19 protein-coding genes are annotated in these 22,697 nt (G+C 65.8%); 7 read left to right on the forward strand and 12 right to left on the reverse strand.

From position 1 onward, the window contains the following. Positions 1 to 110: 110 nt before the first annotated feature. Together C4S71_RS06045 and C4S71_RS06050 are read right to left on the reverse strand one after the other, a co-directional pair. Complete coding sequence (locus C4S71_RS06045) at positions 111 to 401, reverse strand: EF-hand domain-containing protein (RefSeq protein ID WP_103968542.1); 291 nt, start codon at positions 399 to 401, stop codon at positions 111 to 113. Positions 402 to 576: 175 nt separating this feature from the next. After that, complete coding sequence (locus C4S71_RS06050) at positions 577 to 1,176, reverse strand: 2-hydroxychromene-2-carboxylate isomerase (RefSeq protein ID WP_103968543.1); 600 nt, start codon at positions 1,174 to 1,176, stop codon at positions 577 to 579. A gap of 246 nt (positions 1,177 to 1,422) precedes the next feature. Between C4S71_RS06050 and C4S71_RS06055 the strand changes: the two genes are divergently transcribed. After that, positions 1,423 to 3,564: a methyl-accepting chemotaxis protein gene (locus C4S71_RS06055; protein WP_103968598.1), complete on the forward strand. Its 2,142-nt coding sequence runs from the start codon at positions 1,423 to 1,425 to the stop codon at positions 3,562 to 3,564. A 95-nt stretch (positions 3,565 to 3,659) separates the two neighbouring features. On the opposite strand, the gene C4S71_RS06060 is transcribed toward C4S71_RS06055, so the two are convergent. The 6 genes from C4S71_RS06060 to C4S71_RS06085 all read right to left on the reverse strand — a co-directional run bounded on the left by C4S71_RS06060 (position 3,660) and on the right by C4S71_RS06085 (position 10,453). Beyond that, positions 3,660 to 4,643 carry a TAXI family TRAP transporter solute-binding subunit gene (locus tag C4S71_RS06060; protein WP_103968544.1) on the reverse strand — a complete coding sequence of 328 codons (984 nt, stop codon included), beginning with the start codon at positions 4,641 to 4,643 and terminating at the stop codon, positions 3,660 to 3,662. A 72-nt stretch (positions 4,644 to 4,715) separates the two neighbouring features. Then, the gene (locus C4S71_RS06065) at positions 4,716 to 5,150 is read right to left on the reverse strand and encodes a carboxymuconolactone decarboxylase family protein (RefSeq protein ID WP_086508279.1); all 435 of its coding nucleotides are present in this window, start codon (positions 5,148 to 5,150) and stop codon (positions 4,716 to 4,718) included. Between the two features lie 27 nt (positions 5,151 to 5,177). Further along, positions 5,178 to 6,125 (reverse strand): D-2-hydroxyacid dehydrogenase family protein, encoded by a 948-nt coding sequence (locus C4S71_RS06070; RefSeq protein ID WP_103968545.1) that lies wholly within the window; start codon positions 6,123 to 6,125, stop codon positions 5,178 to 5,180. Then, positions 6,122 to 8,083, reverse strand: a complete 1,962-nt coding sequence (locus C4S71_RS06075) for a TRAP transporter permease (protein WP_103968546.1) — start codon at positions 8,081 to 8,083, stop codon at positions 6,122 to 6,124. The genes C4S71_RS06070 and C4S71_RS06075 overlap by 4 nt, the downstream gene beginning before the upstream one ends. 98 nt (positions 8,084 to 8,181) lie before the next feature. After that, complete coding sequence (locus tag C4S71_RS06080; protein WP_086508282.1) at positions 8,182 to 9,165, reverse strand: TAXI family TRAP transporter solute-binding subunit; 984 nt, start codon at positions 9,163 to 9,165, stop codon at positions 8,182 to 8,184. Positions 9,166 to 9,529: 364 nt separating this feature from the next. Then, positions 9,530 to 10,453 carry a LysR substrate-binding domain-containing protein gene (locus C4S71_RS06085; RefSeq protein ID WP_103968547.1) on the reverse strand — a complete coding sequence of 308 codons (924 nt, stop codon included), beginning with the start codon at positions 10,451 to 10,453 and terminating at the stop codon, positions 9,530 to 9,532. A gap of 145 nt (positions 10,454 to 10,598) precedes the next feature. On the opposite strand from C4S71_RS06085, the gene C4S71_RS06090 reads away from it, so the two are divergent. The 6 genes from C4S71_RS06090 to C4S71_RS06115 all read left to right on the forward strand — a co-directional run bounded on the left by C4S71_RS06090 (position 10,599) and on the right by C4S71_RS06115 (position 17,857). Then, positions 10,599 to 11,804 carry a CaiB/BaiF CoA transferase family protein gene (locus tag C4S71_RS06090; protein WP_103968548.1) on the forward strand — a complete coding sequence of 402 codons (1,206 nt, stop codon included), beginning with the start codon at positions 10,599 to 10,601 and terminating at the stop codon, positions 11,802 to 11,804. A 25-nt stretch (positions 11,805 to 11,829) separates the two neighbouring features. Further along, on the forward strand, positions 11,830 to 12,756 hold the full coding sequence (locus C4S71_RS06095) for a hydroxymethylglutaryl-CoA lyase (RefSeq protein WP_103968549.1): 927 nt from the start codon (positions 11,830 to 11,832) through the stop codon (positions 12,754 to 12,756). Positions 12,757 to 12,819: 63 nt separating this feature from the next. Next, positions 12,820 to 14,805: an aconitate hydratase gene (locus tag C4S71_RS06100; RefSeq protein ID WP_200825242.1), complete on the forward strand. Its 1,986-nt coding sequence runs from the start codon at positions 12,820 to 12,822 to the stop codon at positions 14,803 to 14,805. A gap of 254 nt (positions 14,806 to 15,059) precedes the next feature. Then, positions 15,060 to 15,473 (forward strand): Na-translocating system protein MpsC family protein, encoded by a 414-nt coding sequence (locus C4S71_RS06105; RefSeq protein ID WP_103968551.1) that lies wholly within the window; start codon positions 15,060 to 15,062, stop codon positions 15,471 to 15,473. Positions 15,474 to 15,637: 164 nt separating this feature from the next. Further along, positions 15,638 to 16,660 (forward strand): Nif3-like dinuclear metal center hexameric protein, encoded by a 1,023-nt coding sequence (locus C4S71_RS06110; protein WP_086508288.1) that lies wholly within the window; start codon positions 15,638 to 15,640, stop codon positions 16,658 to 16,660. 75 nt (positions 16,661 to 16,735) lie between these two features. Further along, positions 16,736 to 17,857, forward strand: a complete 1,122-nt coding sequence (locus C4S71_RS06115; protein WP_103968552.1) for a hypothetical protein — start codon at positions 16,736 to 16,738, stop codon at positions 17,855 to 17,857. 73 nt (positions 17,858 to 17,930) lie between these two features. Here the strand turns inward: C4S71_RS06115 and C4S71_RS06120 are convergent, their stop codons facing one another. The 4 genes from C4S71_RS06120 to C4S71_RS06135 are packed head-to-tail and all read right to left on the reverse strand — an operon-like array spanning position 17,931 to position 22,686. Beyond that, positions 17,931 to 19,448: a malonate--CoA ligase gene (locus tag C4S71_RS06120; protein WP_103968553.1), complete on the reverse strand. Its 1,518-nt coding sequence runs from the start codon at positions 19,446 to 19,448 to the stop codon at positions 17,931 to 17,933. Then, the gene (locus C4S71_RS06125; RefSeq protein ID WP_103968554.1) at positions 19,445 to 20,821 is read right to left on the reverse strand and encodes a malonyl-CoA decarboxylase; all 1,377 of its coding nucleotides are present in this window, start codon (positions 20,819 to 20,821) and stop codon (positions 19,445 to 19,447) included. Before C4S71_RS06125 ends, C4S71_RS06120 begins: the two co-directional genes overlap by 4 nt. A 12-nt stretch (positions 20,822 to 20,833) precedes the next feature. Further along, positions 20,834 to 22,168 (reverse strand): TRAP transporter large permease, encoded by a 1,335-nt coding sequence (locus C4S71_RS06130; protein ID WP_086508292.1) that lies wholly within the window; start codon positions 22,166 to 22,168, stop codon positions 20,834 to 20,836. A gap of 2 nt (positions 22,169 to 22,170) precedes the next feature. Continuing rightward, positions 22,171 to 22,686 (reverse strand): TRAP transporter small permease subunit, encoded by a 516-nt coding sequence (locus C4S71_RS06135; RefSeq protein ID WP_086508314.1) that lies wholly within the window; start codon positions 22,684 to 22,686, stop codon positions 22,171 to 22,173. Positions 22,687 to 22,697: the final 11 nt, after the last annotated feature.

Here is a 22,697-nt window from a genome sequence, read left to right on the forward strand (position 1 = left end):
AAAGTATAGGTCAGAGCCGACGAACGCCCGACCTCAAACTCGCCGCGTGAGCGAAGTGAAAAATTTCCTATCGACACGGACGCCTGAGCATTCGCGTCGATAGGAGCACCTCAGTGATCCTTGTGGTGATCTTCGTACTCTTCTCGGGAGAGCAGGCCATCCAGGTTGCGATCCAGGGAGCCGAAGCTGGCGGCCATGGAGGCTCGAGAGGCTTCGGTAGCGGAAATATACCCGTTATGGTCGGTATCGATTTCATCGAAGCTGCTCACCACGTTAGGACGCGAGCTGGTGCCGATTTGCGCGGTCTGGAAGAGGTTGTCCTCCGGAGAGGGACGCTCCGCCAGCGCGGCGCCCGGCACCGCCGCCAAGGCAAGGCAAAGTGCGATAATGGACAGTTTCATGACGACCTCCTGTCACGTTCGAAGCGGATGATCGAACCGACGAGCTGATCTCGTCGCCTTGATCATGGCGCCATGTGACCGCCCAGGATTGCCCGGACTGGCTGCGTTTGGCACGTTTCTGCTGTGTCAGGAGGTCAGCATCGTTTGGCCTGATGCTGATGCTTCGCCGTCGGGTTCAGAGCGCTCCGGTGAGCTTCTTCTCCACCAATTCCAGGCGGTCCTGACCCCAGAACGGCTCGCCTTCCACGTCATACCATGGAACGCCGAAGCAGCCGGCGGCGATGGCCTGCTCGCAGGCCGCGTCGAGTCGCTGCTGCCCTTGACTCTCCGACTCATCCAATAGCGCCTGGCCATCCAGGCCGCAGGCATCGGCGATCTCACGCAGGGTGGTGAGGTCGGCGATGTCACGCTCCTCGACCCAGCAGGCTCGCAGTATGGCAAGCGAGAGCTCGGCGATGTCGTGCCCCCGGGCCTTGGCAGTCAGCGCCAGACGCGCTGCCGGGCGGTCGTCGGTGGGGAAGTGCTTCGGCTCGACGTTGAGTGGAACGCCATGGACCTGCTTCCAGCGTTTCAGCTCCACCAGTCGGTAGGCCTGACGCTCGGGCGCGCGCTTGGGCAGCGGAAGACCACCTGTTCTGGGGAAAACCGCGCTTATCGTGACCGGCACGTAGTCGATGGTGGCGCCGTGACGATTGGCGATCTCGCCGAGTCGTTCGTGGCCCAGGTAAGTCCACGGCGATACCAGGCTCAGATAGTAGGTGATGGTTTGCGACATGGGCGCGTCCTCAGGTCCGTTGCGTAGGGTTTTCTGAGGCTAGCGCGCACTGAGGCCGGTGTCTCGCTCTTGTATTCATAGTGAATACGGCGCGACCAGTAAGGAGCGGGGGTGAAGCCGCAACCTTGCGAGCGCCGCTCGTGTCGCAAACGTCGAGCATGCAAGTCGCTTTAATCGTGAGGCCGCGCTCTTGGAAGCAGTATGTTGAGACCTTGGTCAGTCTTTCTAACTACAATGGTCAACTTCATGCGCTTACGATTCCGCTCCCTGCGACTGCTCGTCGTCGCCCTGGCCGGTGCGTGCCTCTTGGCCGTAACGGCTGCCCTGGTAGGCTATTCCCTGGTGTCAGCTTCGCGCACCCAGGACGTGGTGGCCGAACATACCCAATCACTGCTCGAAAGCGGCATCGATGAGCGGCTCTCCTCGCTGGCCCATGTCCAGGCCCAGCGTATCCGCAACGAACTGGACCGTGCCCTGACGCTTGCCAGTCAGCTGGCCCATACCAATGCCCTCATGGGGATGCCTGGTGAAGATGGACGTCCCCAACTGCGTCTGGGCCGTAGGGAGCTCTCCCAACTGGTGCGTCACACGGTGGTCGAGAATCCCGAGTTGCTGGACGCCTATATCGGCTGGGAGCCCAACGCCTTTGGTGTCGATGCCAGGTATGTCGATACCGGGTTTGCCGAGGGTAGCGGGCGCTTCCGCCCCTGGTGGGTCCGTGAGGCCGATGGCAGCATGCGCCTGGGCGTTCTCACCGAGGAGAACATGGAGAGCGAGGCGCCGCTGGGCAACGGCATGCGCCGGGGCGAATACTATCTCTGCCCGCGCGATACCTTGGCGCCTTGCATCATCGACCCGGCAGCCTACGACTATGCGGGAGTCATGCGTATGGTCACCTCCTTCAACGTGCCCATCCTCGTGGCGGGGGAGTTCCGCGGGATCGCCGGTGTCGACATGTCGGTGGATTTCACTCAGGAGTTCCTGAATCAGGCCAACCAGGAGCTTTATGACGGCGCCGGCGAGATGGCGCTGGTCGCTTCGCTGGGCAGCGTGGCGGCTTATACCGCCGATGACGACTCCTTGGGCGATGCGGCCGGTCAGGTGCTGGGCGATGCGGTGCAACAACGCATTCTCGAAGCCCAGCGCAGCGGCGAGATGCAGCGGATAGAAGATGCCGACGGCATGCTCGAGCTCTACCTGCCCTTCAGCGTCAGCGACGACCAGGCACCTTGGGTGCTGCTCACTCGCCTGCCGCGGGAGGTGGTGCTGGCCGAGCTGGGGGCTCTGCAGCGTACCTTGGGCGACCAGCGCCGCGAGCACTTGCTGGGCATGGGCCTGGTGGGTCTGCTGGTCGCCGGTCTTGGCCTGATCGCGATCTGGCTGGTGGGCGGCGGCATCGCCAGGCCACTGCGAGAGTTGGCCGGGCGCATGCGTGAGATTGCCACCGGCGATGGCGACCTTACCCAGCGCCTGCCGGTCGAAGGGCGCGACGAGAGTGCCGAACTGGCCATCCAGTTCAACGCCTTCGCCGACAAGATCCATGACGTGCTGCTCGAGGTGCGTGTAAGCAGCGAGGCAGTGCGTGTCGCTGCCACCGAGATCGCCAGCGGTGGCCTGGACCTGTCGCGGCGTACCGATACTGCCGCCGCCAGTTTGCAGCAAACCTCGGCCTCGATGGAGGAGATCACCAGCACCGTGGAGCACACCGCCGAATCCGCACGCGAGGCCAATGGCCTGTCGCAGACGGCCTCCGACGTGGCTGTGCGTGGCGGTGAGGTGGTATCCCGGGTGGTGGCGACCATGGATGAGATCTCCGAGTCTTCACGCAAGATCGCCGAGATCGTCTCAGTGATCGACGGTATCGCCTTCCAGACCAATCTGCTGGCTTTGAATGCCTCGGTGGAAGCGGCCCGTGCCGGCGAGCAGGGGCGCGGCTTCGCGGTGGTAGCCGGCGAAGTACGCCAACTCGCCAGCCGTTCGGCGGCGGCCGCGAGCGAGATAAAGGCACTGATCGAGGCTTCGGGGGCCAAGGTGCGTGACGGTACCGAACTGGTCGGTCAGGCGGGTGCCACCATGAGCGAAATCGTGGCCAGCGTCTCCCGGGTGAGTACCGTGCTCCAACAGATCACGGCGGCTACCAGCGAGCAGAGCGACGGCATCGGCCAGGTCAATGTGGCGGTCGCCGAGCTGGACCGCATGACCCAGGAAAACGCTGCCCTGGTCGAGCAGTCGAGCGCCGCCGCCGAACGGCTCGAGGAGCAGTCGCTGCGCCTGGCCGAGGCGGTGGGGACTTTCACCTTGGTCAATGCTGCCAGCGAGGCCCCGCTATGGAGCCCCGCTGCCCTGCTGCCGGCAGATGTTCGCCAGGTCGCAGAGGAGACGTGGTGACCGTGACGCTGCCGGCGCTCTCGTTCGTGGCGGCTGGGCTGGCTGCATGGGCGGCCGGCCGTGTCGTTTGACGGGACAAGGCCGGTCGTTGCCGATTACTCGGCTTCCGGCGGCACCAGCTCATCCGGTACTTCGATGCCGATCTCGCGGTAGTAGCGCAGCGCGCCGGCATGCAGCGGCGTGGCGGTGTTCTCCACCGAGATTTCCGGCGTCATGCCCTGGGCCGGGGCGAAGGTCTGGCCCAGGCGCTCGATGCTCTCCCAATAGGCGCGGGTGAACTCGTAGGCGGCATCTTCGGAGAGATCGCTGGTGGCGGCGATGCCGATGTAGGTGCCGAGGGTGGTGGCCGCCGGCATGTCGCGGTAGGTGCCCTCGGGGATCTCGGTGGCGGAGAGGAACGGCAGCGCCTCGGTGGCGGTGGCGACCTGCTCGTCGGTCAGCGAGAGCACCCGCAGCGGACGCGAGGAGTGCACCTCGGTGAAGGCCGGAATCGGCGGAATGCCGTTGTAGCTGAAGCCGACGATGCGCCCGTCGACCACGGCGTCGGCGGCGTCCGACATGCTCATGCGCTGGAAGTCCGGCGCGATGCCCAGGGCGTCGAACACCAGCTCGGTGATGTACTCGCCGCCGCCGCCGATGCTGCTGGGGTTGAAGCGCGCCCCGTCCAGATCCTCGAAGGTTTCGATGCCGCTGTCCTGGCGCACCGCCCAGTGCATGGTTGAAGGTGCCACCCACAGCACCATACGCATCTGGTCGATGGCATCGTTCTCGTAGCGCCCGGTACCGGTGTAGGCCTCATAAGCCCCGGGAGCGTCGATCAGGCCCAGGTCGATCTCGCCGCGGCCGAGGCGAATGGCGTTCTCCCGCGAACCGCCGGTCTCGCGCACCGAGACCTCGAGGGGCGAGTCGGCGCTGACCAGCCGCGAGAGCTCCGAGAAACCGAAGTACCAGCCGGAGGCGGCCGGCGCCACGCCGATACTGACGGCCTCCTGGGCTGCCGCCGGCGCGGCCAGGCCGACGGCGAGCGCCGCCGCGGCAAGCGGCTTGAGGGCAGGCTGGAGTGAGCGGAACATTTTCATGGCGTGTACCTCCTTGCTTGTCGTTGTGTTGTGGCTATCGCTTGTCGTGGCGGTCATCGCTTGTCGTGGTGGTTATCGGCCCTGCTCTTCGCGATAGGCAGCGATCACCTCGCGGGCCACGCGCAGACCGTCGATGGCGGCAGGAAAGCCGCAGTAGGGCACGCACTGCAGCAGCACTTCGCGGATCTCCTCCTCGCTGCAGCCGTTGTTGAGCGCGCCGCGCAGGTGCACCTTGAGCTCATGAGGGCGGTTGAGCGCCACCAGCATGCCGATGTTGATCAGGCTGCGGGTGGGGCGGGCGAGCCCCGGGCGGTTCCAGATGTCGTTCCAGCAGTTGCGCGTGACCAGCTCCTGCATCGGCCAGCTGAAGTCGTCCACCTGGGAGAGCGCGGCATCCACATAGTCATCGCCCAGCACTTCGCGGCGAGTGGCGAGCCCTGCCTGATCGAGACTCTGTTGACGTGAGGTATTGGCCTGGCGTGAGGGCCTGTCTTGACGTGAGGTCATGGGGTGTCTCTCCTTTGCGTTGCCCGTTCACTCGGCCAGGTTCTTCACCGGCCGGCCCGCGTCGAAGGCCAGCAGGTTGTCGAAGGCATCGCCGAAGTAGAGCTCGTAGCTGTCCTTCTCCACGTAGCCCAGGTGGGGCGTGGCGAGGAAGTTGGGCAGCGCGAGCAGCGGATGGCTGGTCACCGGCTCCTCGTCGAACACATCCACCGCGGCGCGGCCCGGGCGGCCTTCGCGCAGCGCGGTTTCCAGCGCCCCCGGGGCGATCAGCGGCGCGCGGCTGGTGTTGACCAGCAGCGCCGTGGGCTTCATGCGGGCCAGATCCTCGGCGCTGACGATGCCGCGGGTGTCGGCGTTCAAGCGCAGGTGCAGGCTGAGCACGTCGCTGCGCTCGAACAGCTCGGCCTGGCTCGCTGCCACTTCGAGGCCGGCCTCGGCGGCGCGGGTACGGGTGCCCTCGCGGCCCCACACCAGCACGTTCATTTCGAAGGCCTGGCCGTAGCGGGCGATCAGCTTGCCGATCTTGCCGTAGCCGAAGATACCCAGCGTGCGACCCTTGAGCCCGTTGCCCAGGGTGCGCTGCCAGCGGCCGGCCTTGAGGTTCTCGAACTCCTCGGGAATGTGGCGCATGGCGGCCAGCACCAGGCCCCAGGTGAGCTCGGCGGCAGCGTAGGGCGAGCCGGTGCCCGCCATCACGGTCACGCCGTGGCGCTTGCAGGCGGCCATGTCGACGTGGGCCGCACCGCCGCCGGTCTGGCTGATCGCCTTGAGATTGGGCAGCCGGGCCAGCAGCGACTCGGTGATCGGCGTGCGCTCGCGAATCAGCACCAGGGCATCGGCGTCCCGGAAGCGCTCCACCAGGGCGTCCTCGTCGGTCACGGTGTCGTCGTAGATGGTGACCTCATGCCCCTCGAGCTTGGCGAAGGCATCCAGGTGGCGCACGCAGTCCTGGTAGTCGTCGGGAATCACGATCTTCATGGGGCAGGCTCCTTGCTGGCCAGGGGTGAAGAAGAGGCTCCTAATGTGCTGCGGTTGAGGCGATATTGCCAGGCCCATACAGCGCCGATCAGGGCGATGCCCAGCGCATCGGTTACCAGCTGGCCGCTGATCAGCATCAGCGCCGCCGCCAGCAGCAGGCCGCGCTCCAGCCACGAGCAGGGGCGCAGGAAGTAGCCGATGGTGGAGGTCGCCAGCGCCGTGATGCCGAGCACGCCGCTGCCCACGGCCAGGGCGATCTGCAGCCCGGTGCCGTCACCCAGCAGCGGCGGGTGGTAGATGAACATGAAGGGGATCAGGAAGCCGCCCAGCGAGATCTTGGTGGCGGTGAGGGCGGTGCGGAACCAGTGCGAGCCGGCAATGGCGCCGCCGATGTAGGCGGCCAGCGCCACCGGCGGGGTGACCCCGGAGAGAATGGCGAAGTAAAGGATGAACAGGTGCGCCGAGAGGCTCGGCAGGCCGGCCTCGATGAAGGCCGCCGCCACCACCGAGGCGGCCAGCATGTAGGCGGCCACGGTGGGCAGGCCCATGCCGAGGATGATCGCCACCACCATGGCCAGCAGCAAGGTGATCAGCACGTCGCCACCGCTGACGATGAGGATCACCGAGGAGACCTTGAGGCCGAGGCCGGTGAGGCTGATCACCGCGGCGATGATCGCCACGCTGCCGATGATCACCGCGATCATGGCGGCGGTCATGGCGCCGGCCTCCAGGGCGGCGGGCAGCGACTTGACGCGCTCGACGAAGGTACCCGGGCTGCGCCAGGAGAACAGATAGAGCGCCATGGCGGTGAAGTAGGCCGCCACGGCGGCGGTGGTCGGGGTGTAGCGCATCACCAGCAGCGTGATCAGCACGATCAGCGGGATCACCAGGGTCTCGATGTTGTAGAGGCCCTGACGCAGGGTGGGCCGCTCGGACTTGGGAATCGGGTTGAGGCCCAGGCGCTTGGCCTCGAAGTGCACGCTCATCCAGATGGCGAGATAGAACAGCAATGCCGGGATCAGCGCGGCGCTGATGATGTTGAGGTAGCTGGTCGAGATGACGTCGGCCATGACGAAGGCGGCCGCGCCCATGATCGGCGGCAGAATCTGCCCGCCGGTGGAGGCCGAGGCCTCGGTAGCGGCGGCGAAGCGCGGGCTGTAGCCGTTCTTCTTCATCAGCGGGATGGTGAACACCCCGGTGGTGGCGACGTTGGCCGCGGTGCTGCCGCTGATGCTGCCGAACATGGCGCTGCACAGGGTGGCGGCCTTGGCCGGGCCTCCCGACATGCGCCCGGTGGCGGCATTGGAGAGGCGCATGAAGCTGTCGCCGCCGCCGGTGGTGACCAGCAGGGCGCCGAACATGATGAAGATGACGATCACCGTGGAGGAGGTGCGCATCAGGCTGCCGTAGACCCCGGTCGGGCTCATGTAGAAGGTTGCCACCAGGTCGTCCCAGCGATAGCCGCCGTGCCCCCACACGCCGGGCAGATGGTTGCCGAAGGCGGCGTAGGCCAGGGCGATCAGCACCAGAATGGGAAAGGCCAGGCCGATGGCGCGGCGGCACGCCTCCAGCAGCAGCAGGATGGCCGCCACGCCGAAGAAGAGGTCCAGCGTGGTGGGCATCAGATAGCCCAGCTGGTAGATGATGCGGTCGAAATGGTGAACGTAGTAAGCGCTAACCGCCACGCCCAGGGCGATCGGCACGATGTCGTACCAGGGCACGCGCTTGGCGTCACGCTGGCGGCAGCTGTAAGCCAGGAAGATCAGCGGCAGGGCGAACAGCAGATGCACGGCATTCTGGGTGTTCACCGGACCGGTAACGGCCGTGTAGAGGTGAAACAGCGCCATGGATACGGCAGCGAGGCGCGTCACCATGAACCAGAAGCCGGCGAGCTGACGCTTGCCCGAGTCCTCCGAGTATTTCTCAACGACTTTGGAATTGGCTGGGGTGTCCATCATTCGGATGACTCCCGCACCGCGGCATCGAGCCAGGGCGGTGCGTCAGGAAAAGGACGACGAGAACCCCCGCGGGCACCAGGCCCGCGGAGGCGCGTGGATCACTGCGCTTCGGGGGGAATGACCTCCTCGGGAATGTCGAGGCCCAGTTCCTGGTAGTAGCGCAGGGCGCCGGCATGCAGCGGGAAGGTGGCGTTGTCGATCACGGTCTGCGGCGTCACGCCTTCGGCCGGCTTGAAGGAGTTGGCCACCTGCTCGTGGTTCTCCCAGTACGCCTTGGTGATCTCATAGACGGTGTCGTCGCTGAGGTCGGCGTTGGCCGCCACTCCCATGTAGATACCCAGCGAGGTCGCTTCCGGCATGTCGCGGTAAGTGCCTTCGGGAATCACGGTGCCGGCGAGGAAGGGCAGTTCTGTCGTTACCTGTTCGACCTGCTCGTCGGTCAGCGACAGCAGGCGCAGCGTGCGTGAGGAGTGGACCTCGGTGAAGGCCGGAATCGGCGGTACGCCGTTGTAGCTGAAGCCCACCAGACGGCCGTCGACTACCCCCTCGGCAGCATCGTCGATGCGCATGCGCTGGAAGTCGGGCGCCACCCCGAGAATGTCGAACACCAGCTCGGTGATGTATTCGCCGCCGCCGCCGATGCTGCTGGGGTTGAAGCGCTGGCCGTTGAGCCCTTCGAAGTCCTCGATGCCGGAGTCCTCGCGTACCGCCCAGTGCATGGTGGAAGGGGCGATCCAGTAGACCAGGCGGGCATCAGGATTGGGGGTGTCTTCGAATCGGCCGGTGCCGTTGTACATCTCGTAGCCCACCAGAGCCTCGGTGAAGGCCAGGTCGAGTTCACCGCGGGTCAGACGAATGGCGTTCTCGCGGGTGCCGCCGGTCTCGCGCACGGTGATTTCATAGGGGGTGTTGGCGCTGATGACGCGAGCGCCCTCGGAGATACCGAAGAACCAGCCGGTGCCGGTGGGCACGGCACCGATGTTGAGGGAGGTATTGGCCTGGGCGCTCGTGGCGCCGAGGCTACCGATGGCCAGCAGTGAAGCGGGAATCAGCAGGCGTGCCTTGCGGGTAAACGATGTCATTGTTATGTCCTCTCGGTGTTTGGCGTGTCTTGTCGTGCTGTTTGTCGTTCTGTTCTGCGCCACTACGCGAAGGTCAAGCGAACGTCATGGCGCAGGCCAGGAGAGTCACTGGCTAAAGCATTCATAACGGCTGACCGGCGGGGTGTATATTGATGAATCATTAACCAGCCTTCGCAGCAGACGAAGCCAGGCGCTCTGAATGTGCTGACGGGTATTGGCCCGTAGCGGGCGCCAATATCGCTCTGATGAGCTATTTGCTTGATTCCACTCGCTCATACGCGAGTCAGGGAGGAGAGGAGAGGCACCCTTGCTTGAAAGCCGCCGGGGTTGGCGACGAATGTGCTCAGGCTTGGTCAGGTTGTGTTCAACTTTTGTCGAAGAAAGACGCGCCCTGCGCCTGGCGCGGCTGCAGCAGGTGGTCGACGAGGTGACGTGCCACCACCGGCAGCGTCTCGTAGTGGCGCATGCCGATGACGATCTCCCGGCGCGCCCAGTCGTCGGCCAGCGGGATCAGACGCAGGCGCAGGTCGCGCAGGTCCTGATAGAGCGTGCGCTGGGGTAGCACGCCGATGCCCATGCCGTGATGGATCATGCGGCAGATGGCATCGAAGCTGCGCACCTGAATACGCATGCGTAGGGTGCGGCCGGCCTGGTTGGCTTGTTCGTGCAGCAGTGACTGCAACGAGGTGTCCTGCTGCAGCCCGACGAAGTCGTACTCGGTGGCCTCGTGCAGGAACAGTCGTTCGCGCTGAGAGAGCGGATGATCCTCGGGGGTCACCAGCACCAACTGGTCGTGCCGGTAGGGGCGCACCTCGAGGCCGTCGGCCGCCACGTGTCCGGCGAAGATACCCACGTCGGCAATGCCATCCTGCACGGCGCTGATCGCCTCTGCGCTGTTGCGTTCCTGCAGGTCGAGCTTGATCTGCGGGAATTCCCGCGAGAAGGCGCTGAGGTCCTGGGGCAGGAAGGCGATGATCGCCGAGGTGTTGGAGTGGATGCGCACATGGCCCCGTACCCCCTCTCCGTACTCGCTGAGCTCCGCTTCGAGACGCGAAACGTCTTCGAGGATACGGCGCGCATGGTGCAGGAAGGCCTGTCCGGCGGGGGTGAGCTCGACGCCACGGGAACGGCGATAGAGCAGCTCGCTGCCGACCATGGCTTCGAGATCGCTGACCCGCTTGCTCACGGCGGCCAGGGCCATGTGCTCGCGCTGCGCGGCGGCCGTCAGCTGCCCTTCATCGGCAATGGCGACGAACAGGCGAAGGGTGACGAAATCGAAGCGGCGCATGGGTAAGGCTCCAGGTGCAATATGAGTCATCCTACCCCTGGTTTCGTGTCAAGCGAAACCAGAGTTACCCATTCTCTAATTGTAGGAGCGGTTGCGCTGGCACATCCTCACTGGAATTCACAGGGTTTTGCCAGGAGTGCACTTCATGCCCAGCCCCGCGTCTCGCCAGCTCCCACTGGCCGGTCTCAAGGTTCTCGAGCTCGGCCAGCTGATCGCCGGCCCCTTCGCCACCAAACTGCTGGGTGAGTTCGGCGCCGACGTGATCAAGGTCGAGCCGCCGGGCACGGGTGACCCCCTTCGCAAGTGGCGAATCATCGAGGACGGCACCTCGCTGTGGTGGCATGTGCAGAGCCGCACCAAACGCTCCATCACGCTGGACCTGCGCAGCGAGGAGGGCCAGGACATGGTGCGTCGGTTGGCAGCGGAGGCTGACGTGCTGGTGGAGAACTTTCGCCCCGGTACGCTCGAGGGCTGGGGGCTCGGCTACGAGGCGCTGGCCAAGCACAACCCCGGGCTGATCATGGTGCGCGTTTCCGGCTTCGGCCAGAGCGGCCCCTACCGCGACAAGCCCGGCTTCGGGGTGATCGGCGAGGCCATGGGCGGGCTGCGCTACCTCACCGGCCAGCCCGGCGAGCCCTCGGTTCGGGTCGGCGTGAGCATCGGCGACTCGCTGTCGGCGCTCTATGCGGTAATCGGCACTTTGCTAGCGCTGCAGGAGCGCGCCCGCAGCGGCCTGGGCCAGGAGATCGACGTGGCGCTGTACGAGTCCGTGTTCGCCATGATGGAGAGCCTGCTGCCCGAATACGACGCCACCGGCGAGGTGCGTGAGCCCAGCGGCAGTGCCCTGCCGGGCATCACGCCGTCCAACGCCTACCGTACCCGCCACGGCGACTTCGTCTTGATTGCCGGCAACGGCGACAGCATCTTCAAGCGCCTGATGGGCGTGATCGGTCGCCGCGACCTGGCCGAGGACCCCGGGCTGGCCCACAACGACGGTCGGGCGCGGCGCGCCGAGGAGATCGACGCCGCCATCGAGGCCTGGACCTGCCAGCGCGACCGCGACGCCATCCTGGCCGCCCTGGATGACGCCCGGGTGCCCTGCGGCTACCCCTATACCGCCGCCGATATCGCCAGCGACCCGCACTATCTGGCGCGGGAGATGATTCAGACCATCACCCGGCCCAACGGCAAGCCGCTAAAGGTGCCCGGCGTACTGCCGCGGCTCAGTGCCACTCCCGGGCGTCTGGGCAACGGCGGCCCGGCCCTGGGCCAGCACACCGACGAGGTGCTCGACGAGCTGGGCATCGACAGCGAGACCCGCGCCAAGCTGCGCGCTGCGGGCATCATCTGACCCCTCGACCGACACCGGAGCCAGCATGACCCAACTGCAGATCAACGAAGTGGCGCCCCGCGACGGCTTTCAGATCGAGGCGACCTTCGTACCCACCGCGGACAAGATTCGCCTGATCGATGCGCTCTCCGCCACCGGGCTGGCGCGCATCGAGGCCACCTCCTTCGTCTCGCCCAAGGCCATCCCCAACCTGCGCGATGCGGCCGAGGTCGTGAGCGGCATACAGCGCCGTGACGACGTGGGCATCACCGTGCTGGTGCCCAACGTCAAAGGACTGGAGCGGGCGCTGGAGTGCCGGGTGGACGAGGTCAACCTGGTGATGTCGGCCAGCGATTCCCACGGCCAGGCCAACCTGCGCATGACCCCGGAGCAGTCCCTCGAACAGTTCGCCGCCATCGTCGAAGTACTGCGTGGCGACCCTCGCGGCCGCAACGTCTTCGTCAACGCCTCGCTCTCGACCAGCTTCGGCTGCCCGTTCGAGGGCGAGGTGCCCGAGGCGCGCGTGCTCGAGCTGGTGGAGCGTCAGCTGGCGCTGGGCGTGCAGGGGGTGACGCTGTGCGACACCACCGGGATGGCCAACCCGGCCCAGGTGGCGCGACTCTGCGAGGCGGCGCAGGCGCGCTTCCCCGGGATTCCCTTCACCCTGCATTTCCACAATACCCGCGGCATGGGGCTGGCCAATGCCCTGGCCGCCTGGCAGGCGGGCATCGTGCGCTTCGATGCCTCGCTGGGTGGGCTGGGGGGCTGCCCCTACGCCCCCGGTGCCACCGGCAACGTCTGTACCGAGGACCTGGTGCACATGTTCGAGCAGATGGGCGTTTCGACCGGCGTCGATCTGGACGCTCTGCTGGCGGCCTCCGCCATGCTGCCGGCCCTGGTCGGCCACGATACCCCCGGGCAGGTGGTGAAGGCCGGCAAGGCGGATCGGCGCTATGCAATGCCGGCCCGCTGACACCGGCGCAATGCCGGCCCGCTGACGCCGCCCACCGTTCACCGTGACAAGAGGCCAATAACAATGACGACGCCATCCATGCCGCTCAACCTCGCCCAGCAGCTGATTCGCGATCATCTCGTCGACGGCGAGATGACGCCCGGTAGCGAGATCGCCCTGCGCATCGACCAGGCCCTGCTGCAAGACGTGCTCGGCACCCTGGTAATGCTCGAGCTCGAGGCGATGGGGCTCGACCGGGTGAAGACCCAGCCCAGCGTGCAGTACATCGACCATGGCCTGGTCCAGGCCGACAACCTCAACGCCGAGACCTACCTGTTCCTCAAGAGCGCCTGCGAGCGCTTCGGCGTGTGGTACTCCGGGCCGGGCAACGGCATCAGCCATCCGGTGCACATGGAGCACTTCGGCATTCCCGGCCAGTCCATCGTCGGCTGCGACAGCCACACCACCGCCGCCGGCTCGCTGGGCATGCTGGCCATCGGTGCCGGCGGCATCGAGGTCGCCATGGCCATGGCCGGCGAACCGCTCTACCTGAGCATGCCCGAGATCTGGGGCATCCGGCTGGAGGGCAGCCTGCCCGACTGGGTCTCGGCCAAGGACGCGGTGCTCGAACTGCTGCGACGTCACGGCGTGGCTGGCGCCAAGAACACCATCATCGAGTACCACGGCCCGGGCCTGGCGAACCTCTCCGCCATGGACCGCCACGTGCTGGCCAACATGGGCACCGAGATGGGCGCTACTGCTACGGTATTTCCCAGCGACGAGGAGACCCGGCGCTTCCTCGCGGCGCGTGGCCGCGAGGCGGACTGGAAGCCGCTGGCGGCCGAGCCCGGCTGTAGCTACGACCGCGAGGAGGTACTCGACCTGTCCTCTCTCGAGCCGCTGATCGCGCTACCCTCAAGCCCCGACAAGGTAGTGCCGGTGCGCGAGGTGGTCGGCGAGCCGCTGCACCAGGCCTACATCGGCTCTTCGGGCAATCCCGGCTACCGTGACTTTGCGGTGGTGGCCGAGATGGTGCGCGGGCGCACCGTGGCCGACGGGGTTTCGCTGGACATCAATCCCTCCTCGCGCCAGGTGCTGGCAACGCTGATCCGAGACGGCTATCTCGCCGATCTGGTCGCCAGCGGGGCGCGGCTGCACCAGACCGGCTGCAACGGCTGTATCGGCATGGGCCAGGCGCCGGCGGTAGGACGCAACAGCCTGCGCACCGTGCCGCGCAACTTCCCGGGGCGCTCCGGCACCCGCGAGGACAGCGTTTTCCTGTGCAGCCCGGAAACCGCCGCCGCCTCGGCGCTGGCCGGTTCCATCGCCGACCCGCGCAGCCTCGACATGGCCTATCCGCGCATCGCCGAGCCCGCGCAGATGGTGGTCAACCGCGATGTGTTCGTGGCGCCGCTGCCGCTGGCCGAGGCGCGCCTCAAGCCGCTGCAGAAGACCGACAACACCCCGGCCCTGCCGGAGCTCGCCGCGTTGCCCGATACCCTCGAGGTGCCGGTGCTGCTGGTCACCGGCGACAACATTTCCACCGACGACATCATGCCGGCCGGGCAGCGGGTCATGCCCTACTGGAGCAGCGTCTACGCCTCGGCCCCGTTCACCTTCGAGGCGGTGGATGCCGACTACGCGCGCCGCGCCGAGAGCACGCGCACACTGGGCGGCCACGCCATCGTCGGGGGGCACAACTACGGCCAGGGCTCGAGTCGCGAGAACGCTGCCCTGGTACCCCGGTACCTCGGCCTGCAGGCGGTACTGGCCAAGAGCTTCGCACGTATTCACTGGCAGAACCTGATCTGCTTCGGCGCGCTGCCGCTGAGCTTCATCGATGCGCAGGATTACGACCGCCTCGAGCAGGGCGACAGCCTGGTGATTCACGATCTGCATGCCCAGCTTGCCGCCGGGGCCGAACTCACCGCCGAGGTGGTGGGCAAGGGCACGTTTCGTCTGCACCATGGCCTGACTCCGCGTCAGCGTGAGCTGCTGGCCTGTGGCGGGGTCATCAACCACATCCGTCGCGGTAAAGGCGCCTCGGCGGGGGCGGCCGGCATATCATGAGCCTGTGTCTTGGTATACCTAAAGTGTGCCTTGAGCGGAAAATCGAGCCCTCTCGGCAGGCTCACTTTCGCTGCGGTGTCGGCGTCGATACGGATGAGTAGCAAGCTGAGTAGCAAGGGGATGTCGGTGGGTTGAGATAATCGATTATTCCCTGTTGACAGATTTTTCCCGCTTGACTAGGCTGGACCTTGCATGAGATTGGTATACCAGATGTCCTCTGGGAACCAGCCGGATCGAGATTGAGGTCGACCCCTATGAGCGCTTTGAGCAGCGACTTCTCGAGCACAGGCTCCCCACATGCCGATACCCTGGGTATCGGCTCCCTGGGCCAGCTCAAGCAGGAACTGATCAAGGACTACAACGAGGTCAACCATCGCATCTTCGGTATCGGCGTGGTGCGTCAGAAGGTGGACATCGCGGGCGACAGGATACTCGTCATCGCCCTGCACAAGCGGGTGCCGGCGCTTGGCTACCTCAACGTGCTCAACAGCAACGTGAGCGAGCTGGCCGACCACTATCTCATCAAGGGATTCAAGCACGAGTTCAAGCAGCTGCTGGTAGCGAAGTACGGCTTCGAGGTCCTGTCCATCTTCAAGGACTACGACGCCGAGGCCGAGCTTTCTGCCACGGTGGTGGTACTGAAGAAGGATGTGCGCGACTACCTCTGACGCTCAGGCGTCGGGCATGGTCCGCAACTCCGCAGGCAAGACTGACTGGTGATGTGAACTCGCCCTGAGAAGGCGAGTGCTCGAGACCGTCAGCGCAGTTTGAGGCATTACGCCTCTCGCTGTGCTGGCGGTCTTTTTTTATGGCTGATGCGAGGAGAACAACGATGGCCAAGGTAGCGGATATCGTCAATGCGATGAGCGTGATCACGGGCGGCAGGACGGTGTCGTCCATGGAGGAGGTGAAGAGCGGCAAGCACCCCTTCGTGATCATGAAATCGTCGGGAATCTACGGCAAGGAGGTGCTGGAGATTCCGGGGCTGATCTACGGCGACCCCAGCAAGGAAGTGAAGAAGGTCGCCGTGTGCATGACCATGACGGAGCTGGTGATCGAGCTGGCCGGGGCCACCGGGGTGGATGCCGTGGTGGCGCATCACCCCATCGCCGATGCCGCCAGCTGCGGCGGGGTGACGCTGAAGAACTATCTCGATCTCTACGACGTGGCCGGGCTGGAGTGTCACGAGGCGTTTCACGGCCTGCACCCGGGCATCCCCTTCCTGCACGGGCACAAGGTGGAGAAGGGCAGCATTTCCTACGGTGGCGTTCACGGCAACATCATGTTCGTGGGGCGTGCGCTGCCGGGCGTAGCCACCCTGGGCGACATACTCGACCGCCTGGACGGTTACATGGCGCTGGATCAGGATCGCGCGCTGCTGGCGGAGGAGCGGCTGGTGCGCGGTATCGACGAGATCCGCGAAACCAGCGTGGAGACCCGCGGTTTCATCCATCTGGGCGAGCGCGACAGTCCGGTCGAGCACATCCTGCACATCTTTCCGCACACCGGCTTCTCGCCGGAGAACCTGCGTCAGGCGGTGGCCGAGAACCCCGGCGTGGATACCGTGCTGGCCTCGATCAGCCGCGTCTATGCCGGCCACGCGCTGATCGAGACGGCCCGGGAGCTGGGCCTCAACTTCCTGGTCGGCAACTGCCACGTGATGGAGATCCTCGAGAACGGCCTGCCCCTGGCCTACGCCTTGGACGAGCTGCTCGAAGGCGTGGAAGTGGTGCTGTTCCGCGACCGGGTGACCTCGACGCCGGTGCGCCGGGTGGGCAACGAGGCGATGCAGGCCTACGCCCGGGAAATGTCGGCGAGCCACCTGCTGGGCAAGCATGCGCTGAGCGAGACATGACGGCGCCACTTGCCGTTATGCTCTCCCCAAGCGCCCATTCAATAACAGTCATTCAATAACAATAGAGGCACTGTCATGAAAACCACCGTGACTACCCCTGAAGACTCCAGCCCGGACAAGAAGGAACTCGGGCTACCGGCCAACAAGCGGGCGTGGAAACGCATCGAAGTGGTCGGCATCGTACTGCTGTGCATCTGCCTGTTGATGCTGCTGCTCTCGCCCACCAGCCTCTCGGGGCTGTTCAACGCCATTCTCGACTCCGTGCGACCGGTGGTGGTGGACGTTTTCCTCACCGGCGTGGTCGGCACGGCCATCATCGTCAGCGTGATCATCGGCCGGCTGCTGGAGCGGCTGGGCTTCACCGATGCGCTGGTGCGCATCTTCGTGCCCGCCATGAAGCTGCTGGGCGTCAACCCGGCGGTGATCATCCCGAGCGTCTACAACATCTTCGGCGACATCAACGCGGCGGGTAAGATCTCCGGCCCGATCCTCAAGAAGGCGGGGGCCACCAAGGACGAGCAGAAGCTGGCCGTGGCCACCATGGTACAGTCGCAGCAGTCGTTCTCCACCTTCATGCTGGGGCTGATGGCGCTGACCTTTGCCGGGGTCAACGTCTTTGCCGTGGTGCTGCTGGCGGTGTTCCTGCCGCTGGTGATCGTGCCGCTGATCCTGTCGAAAACGCTCTATCGTGACGTCAAGCGGGTCGAGATCGGTCATCTGCCGACCTTCACGCCCGAGCGCGACTTCATGCCCACGCTGTTCAGCGCCGCGCGGGAAGGCGTGGAGCTGCTGCTGCTGATCCTGATTCCCGCCGTGGCGCTGGTCTTCGCTGTGATCGGTGTGCTCGATTACATCGGCGTCTGGGCACCGATCGAAGCGGGGCTGGGCAGGGTCATGCTGCTGTTCAACATCCATCCGGAAACCGGCGTGCTGTCGGTGCTGGTAAGCCCGACGCTGGCCATGGGCCAACTGCAGAGCATCGCTGCCGATCTCGACCCCTCGCTGGTGGTGGGCTCCTTCGTGCTGGCCTCTTCCGGCCTGCCGCTCTCCGCCGTGTTCGGCCAGGTCCCGGTGGTGTGGGCGGAGAGCTCCGACCTTTCCGAACGTGAGGCCATGGGCGCCGCGGTGCTGGGCATCGTCATGCGCCTGGGTACCGCCTTCCTGATCGCCTTCTTCGTCACGCCGCTGGTGGTCTAGAAGAGCAGGGTTGAGAACCAAAGCAGCCCGGCCGGCGCAAACCGACCGGGCTGGCGGGGGAGCGAACGCAAGCTCAGCGATAGGTGTCCTGGTACTGCTTGCGCAGCTCGTTCTTCTGCACCTTGCCCATGGTGTTGCGCGGCAGGGTATCGGCGAAGAACACCCGTTTGGGCTGCTTGTACTTCGCCAGCCGCCCTTCGAGGTGGTCGAGCACCTGTCGTTCCTCCAGCGTGACGCCCGGCTGCGGCACCACCACGGCGGTGACGCCCTCGCCGAAATCCGGGTGGGGCAGGCCGATCACCGCCGACTCCACCACGCCCTCCAGTTCGTCGATCACCTGCTCGACCTCCTTGGGGTAGACGTTGTAGCCGCCCGAGATCACCAGGTCCTTGTCGCGACCGACGATGTGCACGTAGCCCTGCTCGTCGGTCATGGCCAGGTCGCCGGTGATGAAGAAGCCATCTTCCAGCAGTTCCTCGCGGGTCTTCTCGGGCATGCGCCAGTAGCCGATAAAGACGTTGGGACCGCGAATCTCGAGCATGCCGATCTCGCCCTGGGGCACCGGCGCGTGGGTCTCGCGGTCGGTGATGCGGTACTCCACCCCCGGCAGCGGCATGCCCACGGTGCCGGCGCGGCGCTCGCCGTCGTAGGGGTTGGAGATGTTCATGTTGGTTTCGGTCATGCCGTAGCGCTCGAGAATGGCGTGCCCCGTCTTGGCCTCGAAGGCCTGGTGGGTCTCGGCGGTGAGCGGGGCGGAGCCGGAGACGAACAGGCGCATGTTGGCGGTGGCCTCGGGGGTGAGACGCTCGTCGGCTACCAGACGGGTATAGAAGGTGGGCACGCCCATCAGCACCGTGCCGTGGGGCATCTCCTCGAAGATCGTGTCGGCATCGAACCTGGGCAGGAACAGCATGCTCGAGCCCGCCATCAGGGTCACGTTGCAGCCGACGAACAGCCCGTGGGTATGGAAGATGGGCAGGGCGTGAATCAGGCGGTCCGCAGAGGTGAAACGCCAGGCTTCGACCAGAGTGGCGGCGTTGGAGCCGAGGTTGCGGTGGGTCAGCATGGCGCCCTTGGAGCGGCCGGTGGTGCCGGAGGTGTAGAGAATGGCGGCGAGGTCGTCGTGCTCGCGCGGCTCGATGCCGGTATAGGCGTCGCCCCGTTCGGCCAGCGTCAGCAGGCTGCCGTCGGCATCGGTACCGAGGGTCTCCACCGCCGGGCAACCGGTTTCGCCGGCCACCGTGCGCGCCTCATCGAAGGCGGCGGGGCGGCAGACGAACAGCGCCGGTTCGGCGTCGTCGAGGAAGTAGCGGACCTCATCGGCGGTATAGCCGGTATTGAGCGGCAGGTAGACGCCGCCCATGCGCAGACAGGCAAGGTAGAGCAGGATCGCCTCGGGGCTCTTGTCGACCTGCACCGCAACGCGGTCGCCGGGGGCCACGCCCAGCGCTTTGAGCGCACCGGCCAGGCGGGCGCTGGCGTCCAGAGCATCGCGGTAGGAGTAGCGCCGACCCTCGCGGGTGGTGATGAAGTCGGCGTCGCTACGGTCGCGCATGCGGGCGGCGAAAGTTTCGAAGAGGTTGTGACTCATTTGGCAGGCTCTCCTTTGGCCATCTTTCTGGCACGGCGATTGAGATCGCGAACTGCATTGGAACATACCACCGTGGCGTTGGCGGTGTAGTTCTCGTGGTTGCGCTCGATGTCGTCGAGCACGTAGAGGTAGTTGACCATGAGTCCGGCGGCCTGCTTCAAGCCCTTGGGCGAGATGTCGCCGAGCCAGTTGATGCGATGCAACTCGGCGCCGTTGCCGAGGTGGAAGCGGGCCACCGGGTTGAGCGGCAGGCCGCGGGCGTTCTTCTCCTCGACCAGATAGCGGGCGGCCAGCGGCTTGACCACTGCCGCGAGGCGCTCGCTGTGGGCCGCATCGAGATGCCAGTCGGGGGCGTCCAGCTCGTGCAGCACCTGGCGCAGCTCGTCGGGCAGAACCTCGTCGTCGCGCCGCTCGGCGAGCCAGGCCGCAAAGCCCGGCACCGGCGAGAGCGTGACGAAGTGCTTGAGCTGGGGCAGTTCCAGCTTGAGCTCCTGGACCACCTGCTTGATCAGGAAATTGCCGAAGGAGATGCCGCGCAGGCCGGTCTGGCAGTTGCTGATGCCGAAGAAGGCGGCGGCATCGGCGGCTTCGGGATCGTCGATGTCGCGCTCGCCGCTGCGCTCTCCCGTGAGAATGGGCTGGATACGGTCGGGCAGGCCCCGGCACAGCGCCACTTCGACGAAGATCAGCGGCTCGTCGCCGATGGCCGGGTGGAAGAAAGCGAAGCAGCGCCGGTCGCGGGCGTCGAGGCGGCGGCGCAGGTCGTCCCAGTCGCGAATCTCGTGCACCGCCTCGTAGCGAATGATCTTCTCCAGAATCGAGGCCGGTGTATTCCAGTCGATGCGCTTGAGCACCAAAAAGCCGCGGTTGAACCAGGAGCCGAACAGGTGGGCGAAGTCGGCATCGATGGCGGCGAGCTCCTGCTTGTCGCCGTTGCGCTCGCGCAGCAGTGTCAGCAAATCCTCGCGCATGCGCACCAGCTCGTAGGTGCCGTTGCTGGCCAGGTTGAGACGCCGGAACAGCTCCTGTCGACGCGGCTCGCAGGCGTCGAACAGGGCCTGCAAACGGGAGTTGTCGCGCTGCTCGCGGTAGGCCTCGTAGGCCTGGTCGATGCGCGCCGGGTCGGCGGCGAACTCGCTCGCAAGCCCCTCGAAGAAGCGGGTGCGCTCCTCCATCGTCAGGCGGTTGTACATGGAGAGCGCGCGACTGGCCAGGCTGATGCTCGAGGCCTCGCCGTCGCTTGCCAGCAGCGCCCGGCAGGCGGCGAGCACCTGGCCGTGGTCGGGAACGCCGGCCTCGCCCTGGCGCCGCCACAGCCGCGCGTCGCGCTGGGTGATGCTGTTGAACAGCTCCTGCAGGAAGGTCATGTTCATGTCGGCTCTCCGTCAGCCCATGATCAGGTTGGGCAGCCACAGGGCGATGCCCGGGAAGAGGCACAGCAGGACGATGCCGAGCACCATGCACAGGGCGTAAGGCAGGCTGCCCAGCAGGATGTTGCGCAGCGAGATGTCCGGCGCGATGCCCTTGATGATGAACAGGTTGAGGCCCACCGGTGGGGTGATCAGGCCGATCTCCAGGTTGATGGTCAGGATCACCGCGAACCAGTAGGGGTCGAAATCGGCGGCGAGGATGATCGGCAGCAGGATCGGTGCGGTCATCACGATCACCGCCACCGGCGGCAGGAAGAAGCCGGCGACGAGCAGGAACAGGTTGATGATGCCCATCAGCACCCAGCGGTTCACTTCCATGTCGGCGATGGCGGCGGCCACGGTCTGGGTGATGAACATGGAGGAGAGCGCATAGGCGAACACTTCGGCGGTGGCGATGACCAGCATGATCATCACGCTCTCGCGCAGGGAGTCGCGCATGATCAGCTTGATCGGTCCCACCTGCCACATGCGGTAGATCAGTACAGCGAGCGCCACACACAGGAAAGCACCGACCCCTGCCGCCTCGGAGGGTGTGGCCACACCGCCGTAGAGGGCGAACAGAATGCCGGCAATCACCAGCAGGAAGGGCACTACCCGCACCAGCGCCTTGAGGTTGGTGTCGACGTTGGCCTTGATGTTCTGCTTCACCTGGGCCGCGGCCTGGGCCATGGGGTTGGCGTAACCACCGGCCAGACGGCAGGCAATCATGGTCCAGATCATGAACAGGCCGGCCAGCATCAGCCCGGGCAGCACCCCCGCCATGAACAGACGGCCGATGGAGGTTTCGGTGGAGATGCCGTAGATGATCATGGTCACCGAAGGCGGAATCAGGATGCCGAGCGTGCCACCGGCGGCGATACAGCCCGCCGCCACGCCGTCGGGATAGCCGCGGGTGCGCATCTCGGGAATGCCCATCTTGCCGATGGCCGCACAGGTGGCTGGCGACGAGCCGGAAAGTGCCGAAAAGATGGTGCAGGCGCCGATGTTGGAAACGGCGAGCCCACCCGGCAGACGGCCCATCCACAGGTCCAGCGAGCGGTAGAGGTCGCGTCCGGTAGGCGAGGAAGCCACGGCGGCACCCATCAGGATGAACATGGGAATGGCGACGAAGCCGAATTCGGCGATGCGGTCGAAGAAGGTCTCGCCGAAGTAGATCAGCTCCGGCAGACCGCGGTCGTACATCAGCGCGAGCAGCGAGACGCCGCCCAGGGCGAAGGCAATGGGAGTGCCGATGGCCATCAGCACGATGAGCGCGATGGCGACGACGATGCCCATGGTGATCGGATCCATGCTCACACCTCCCCACGCAGGATTTCGGCGACGTACTGCAGCGTGAGCAGGCTGGTGCCCACCGCCATCGGCATCAGTCCCGGCCACAGCAGCGGGTTCCACACGGTGCCGGTGCGCCAGTTGTACTGGTAGGCCTCGATCACGTAGACCCAGGAGGCATAGGCCAGCGCCGCGCAGAAGGCCAGACCGATCAGCGCGGCCACCAGGCGCATGATCTTGCGTGCCGTACCTCCCAGGGCGTCGGGCAGAATGGTGATGGCCACGTGGCCGCCGGTCATCAGCACGTAGGGACTGCCCATCAGCATGGCGCCGGTAACGGAGAACACCGTGAACTCGGTCTGCCAACTGGTGCTCATGCCGAGCACGTAACGAATGAAGACCATCTGACAGATCACCACGACGCCGGCGATGAACAGCACGGCTGCCAGGTAGGCGCTGGCGCGTGACAGGGCGTCCATCAGGCGGATGTAGCCGCCGATGGCGCCGGATCGTTGAGCAAGAGATTGAGAGTGGGCCATGGCCATGTAGT

The sequence above is a fragment of the Billgrantia desiderata genome, from assembly GCF_900108215.1.
Lineage (GTDB): Bacteria > Pseudomonadota > Gammaproteobacteria > Pseudomonadales > Halomonadaceae > Halomonas > Halomonas desiderata.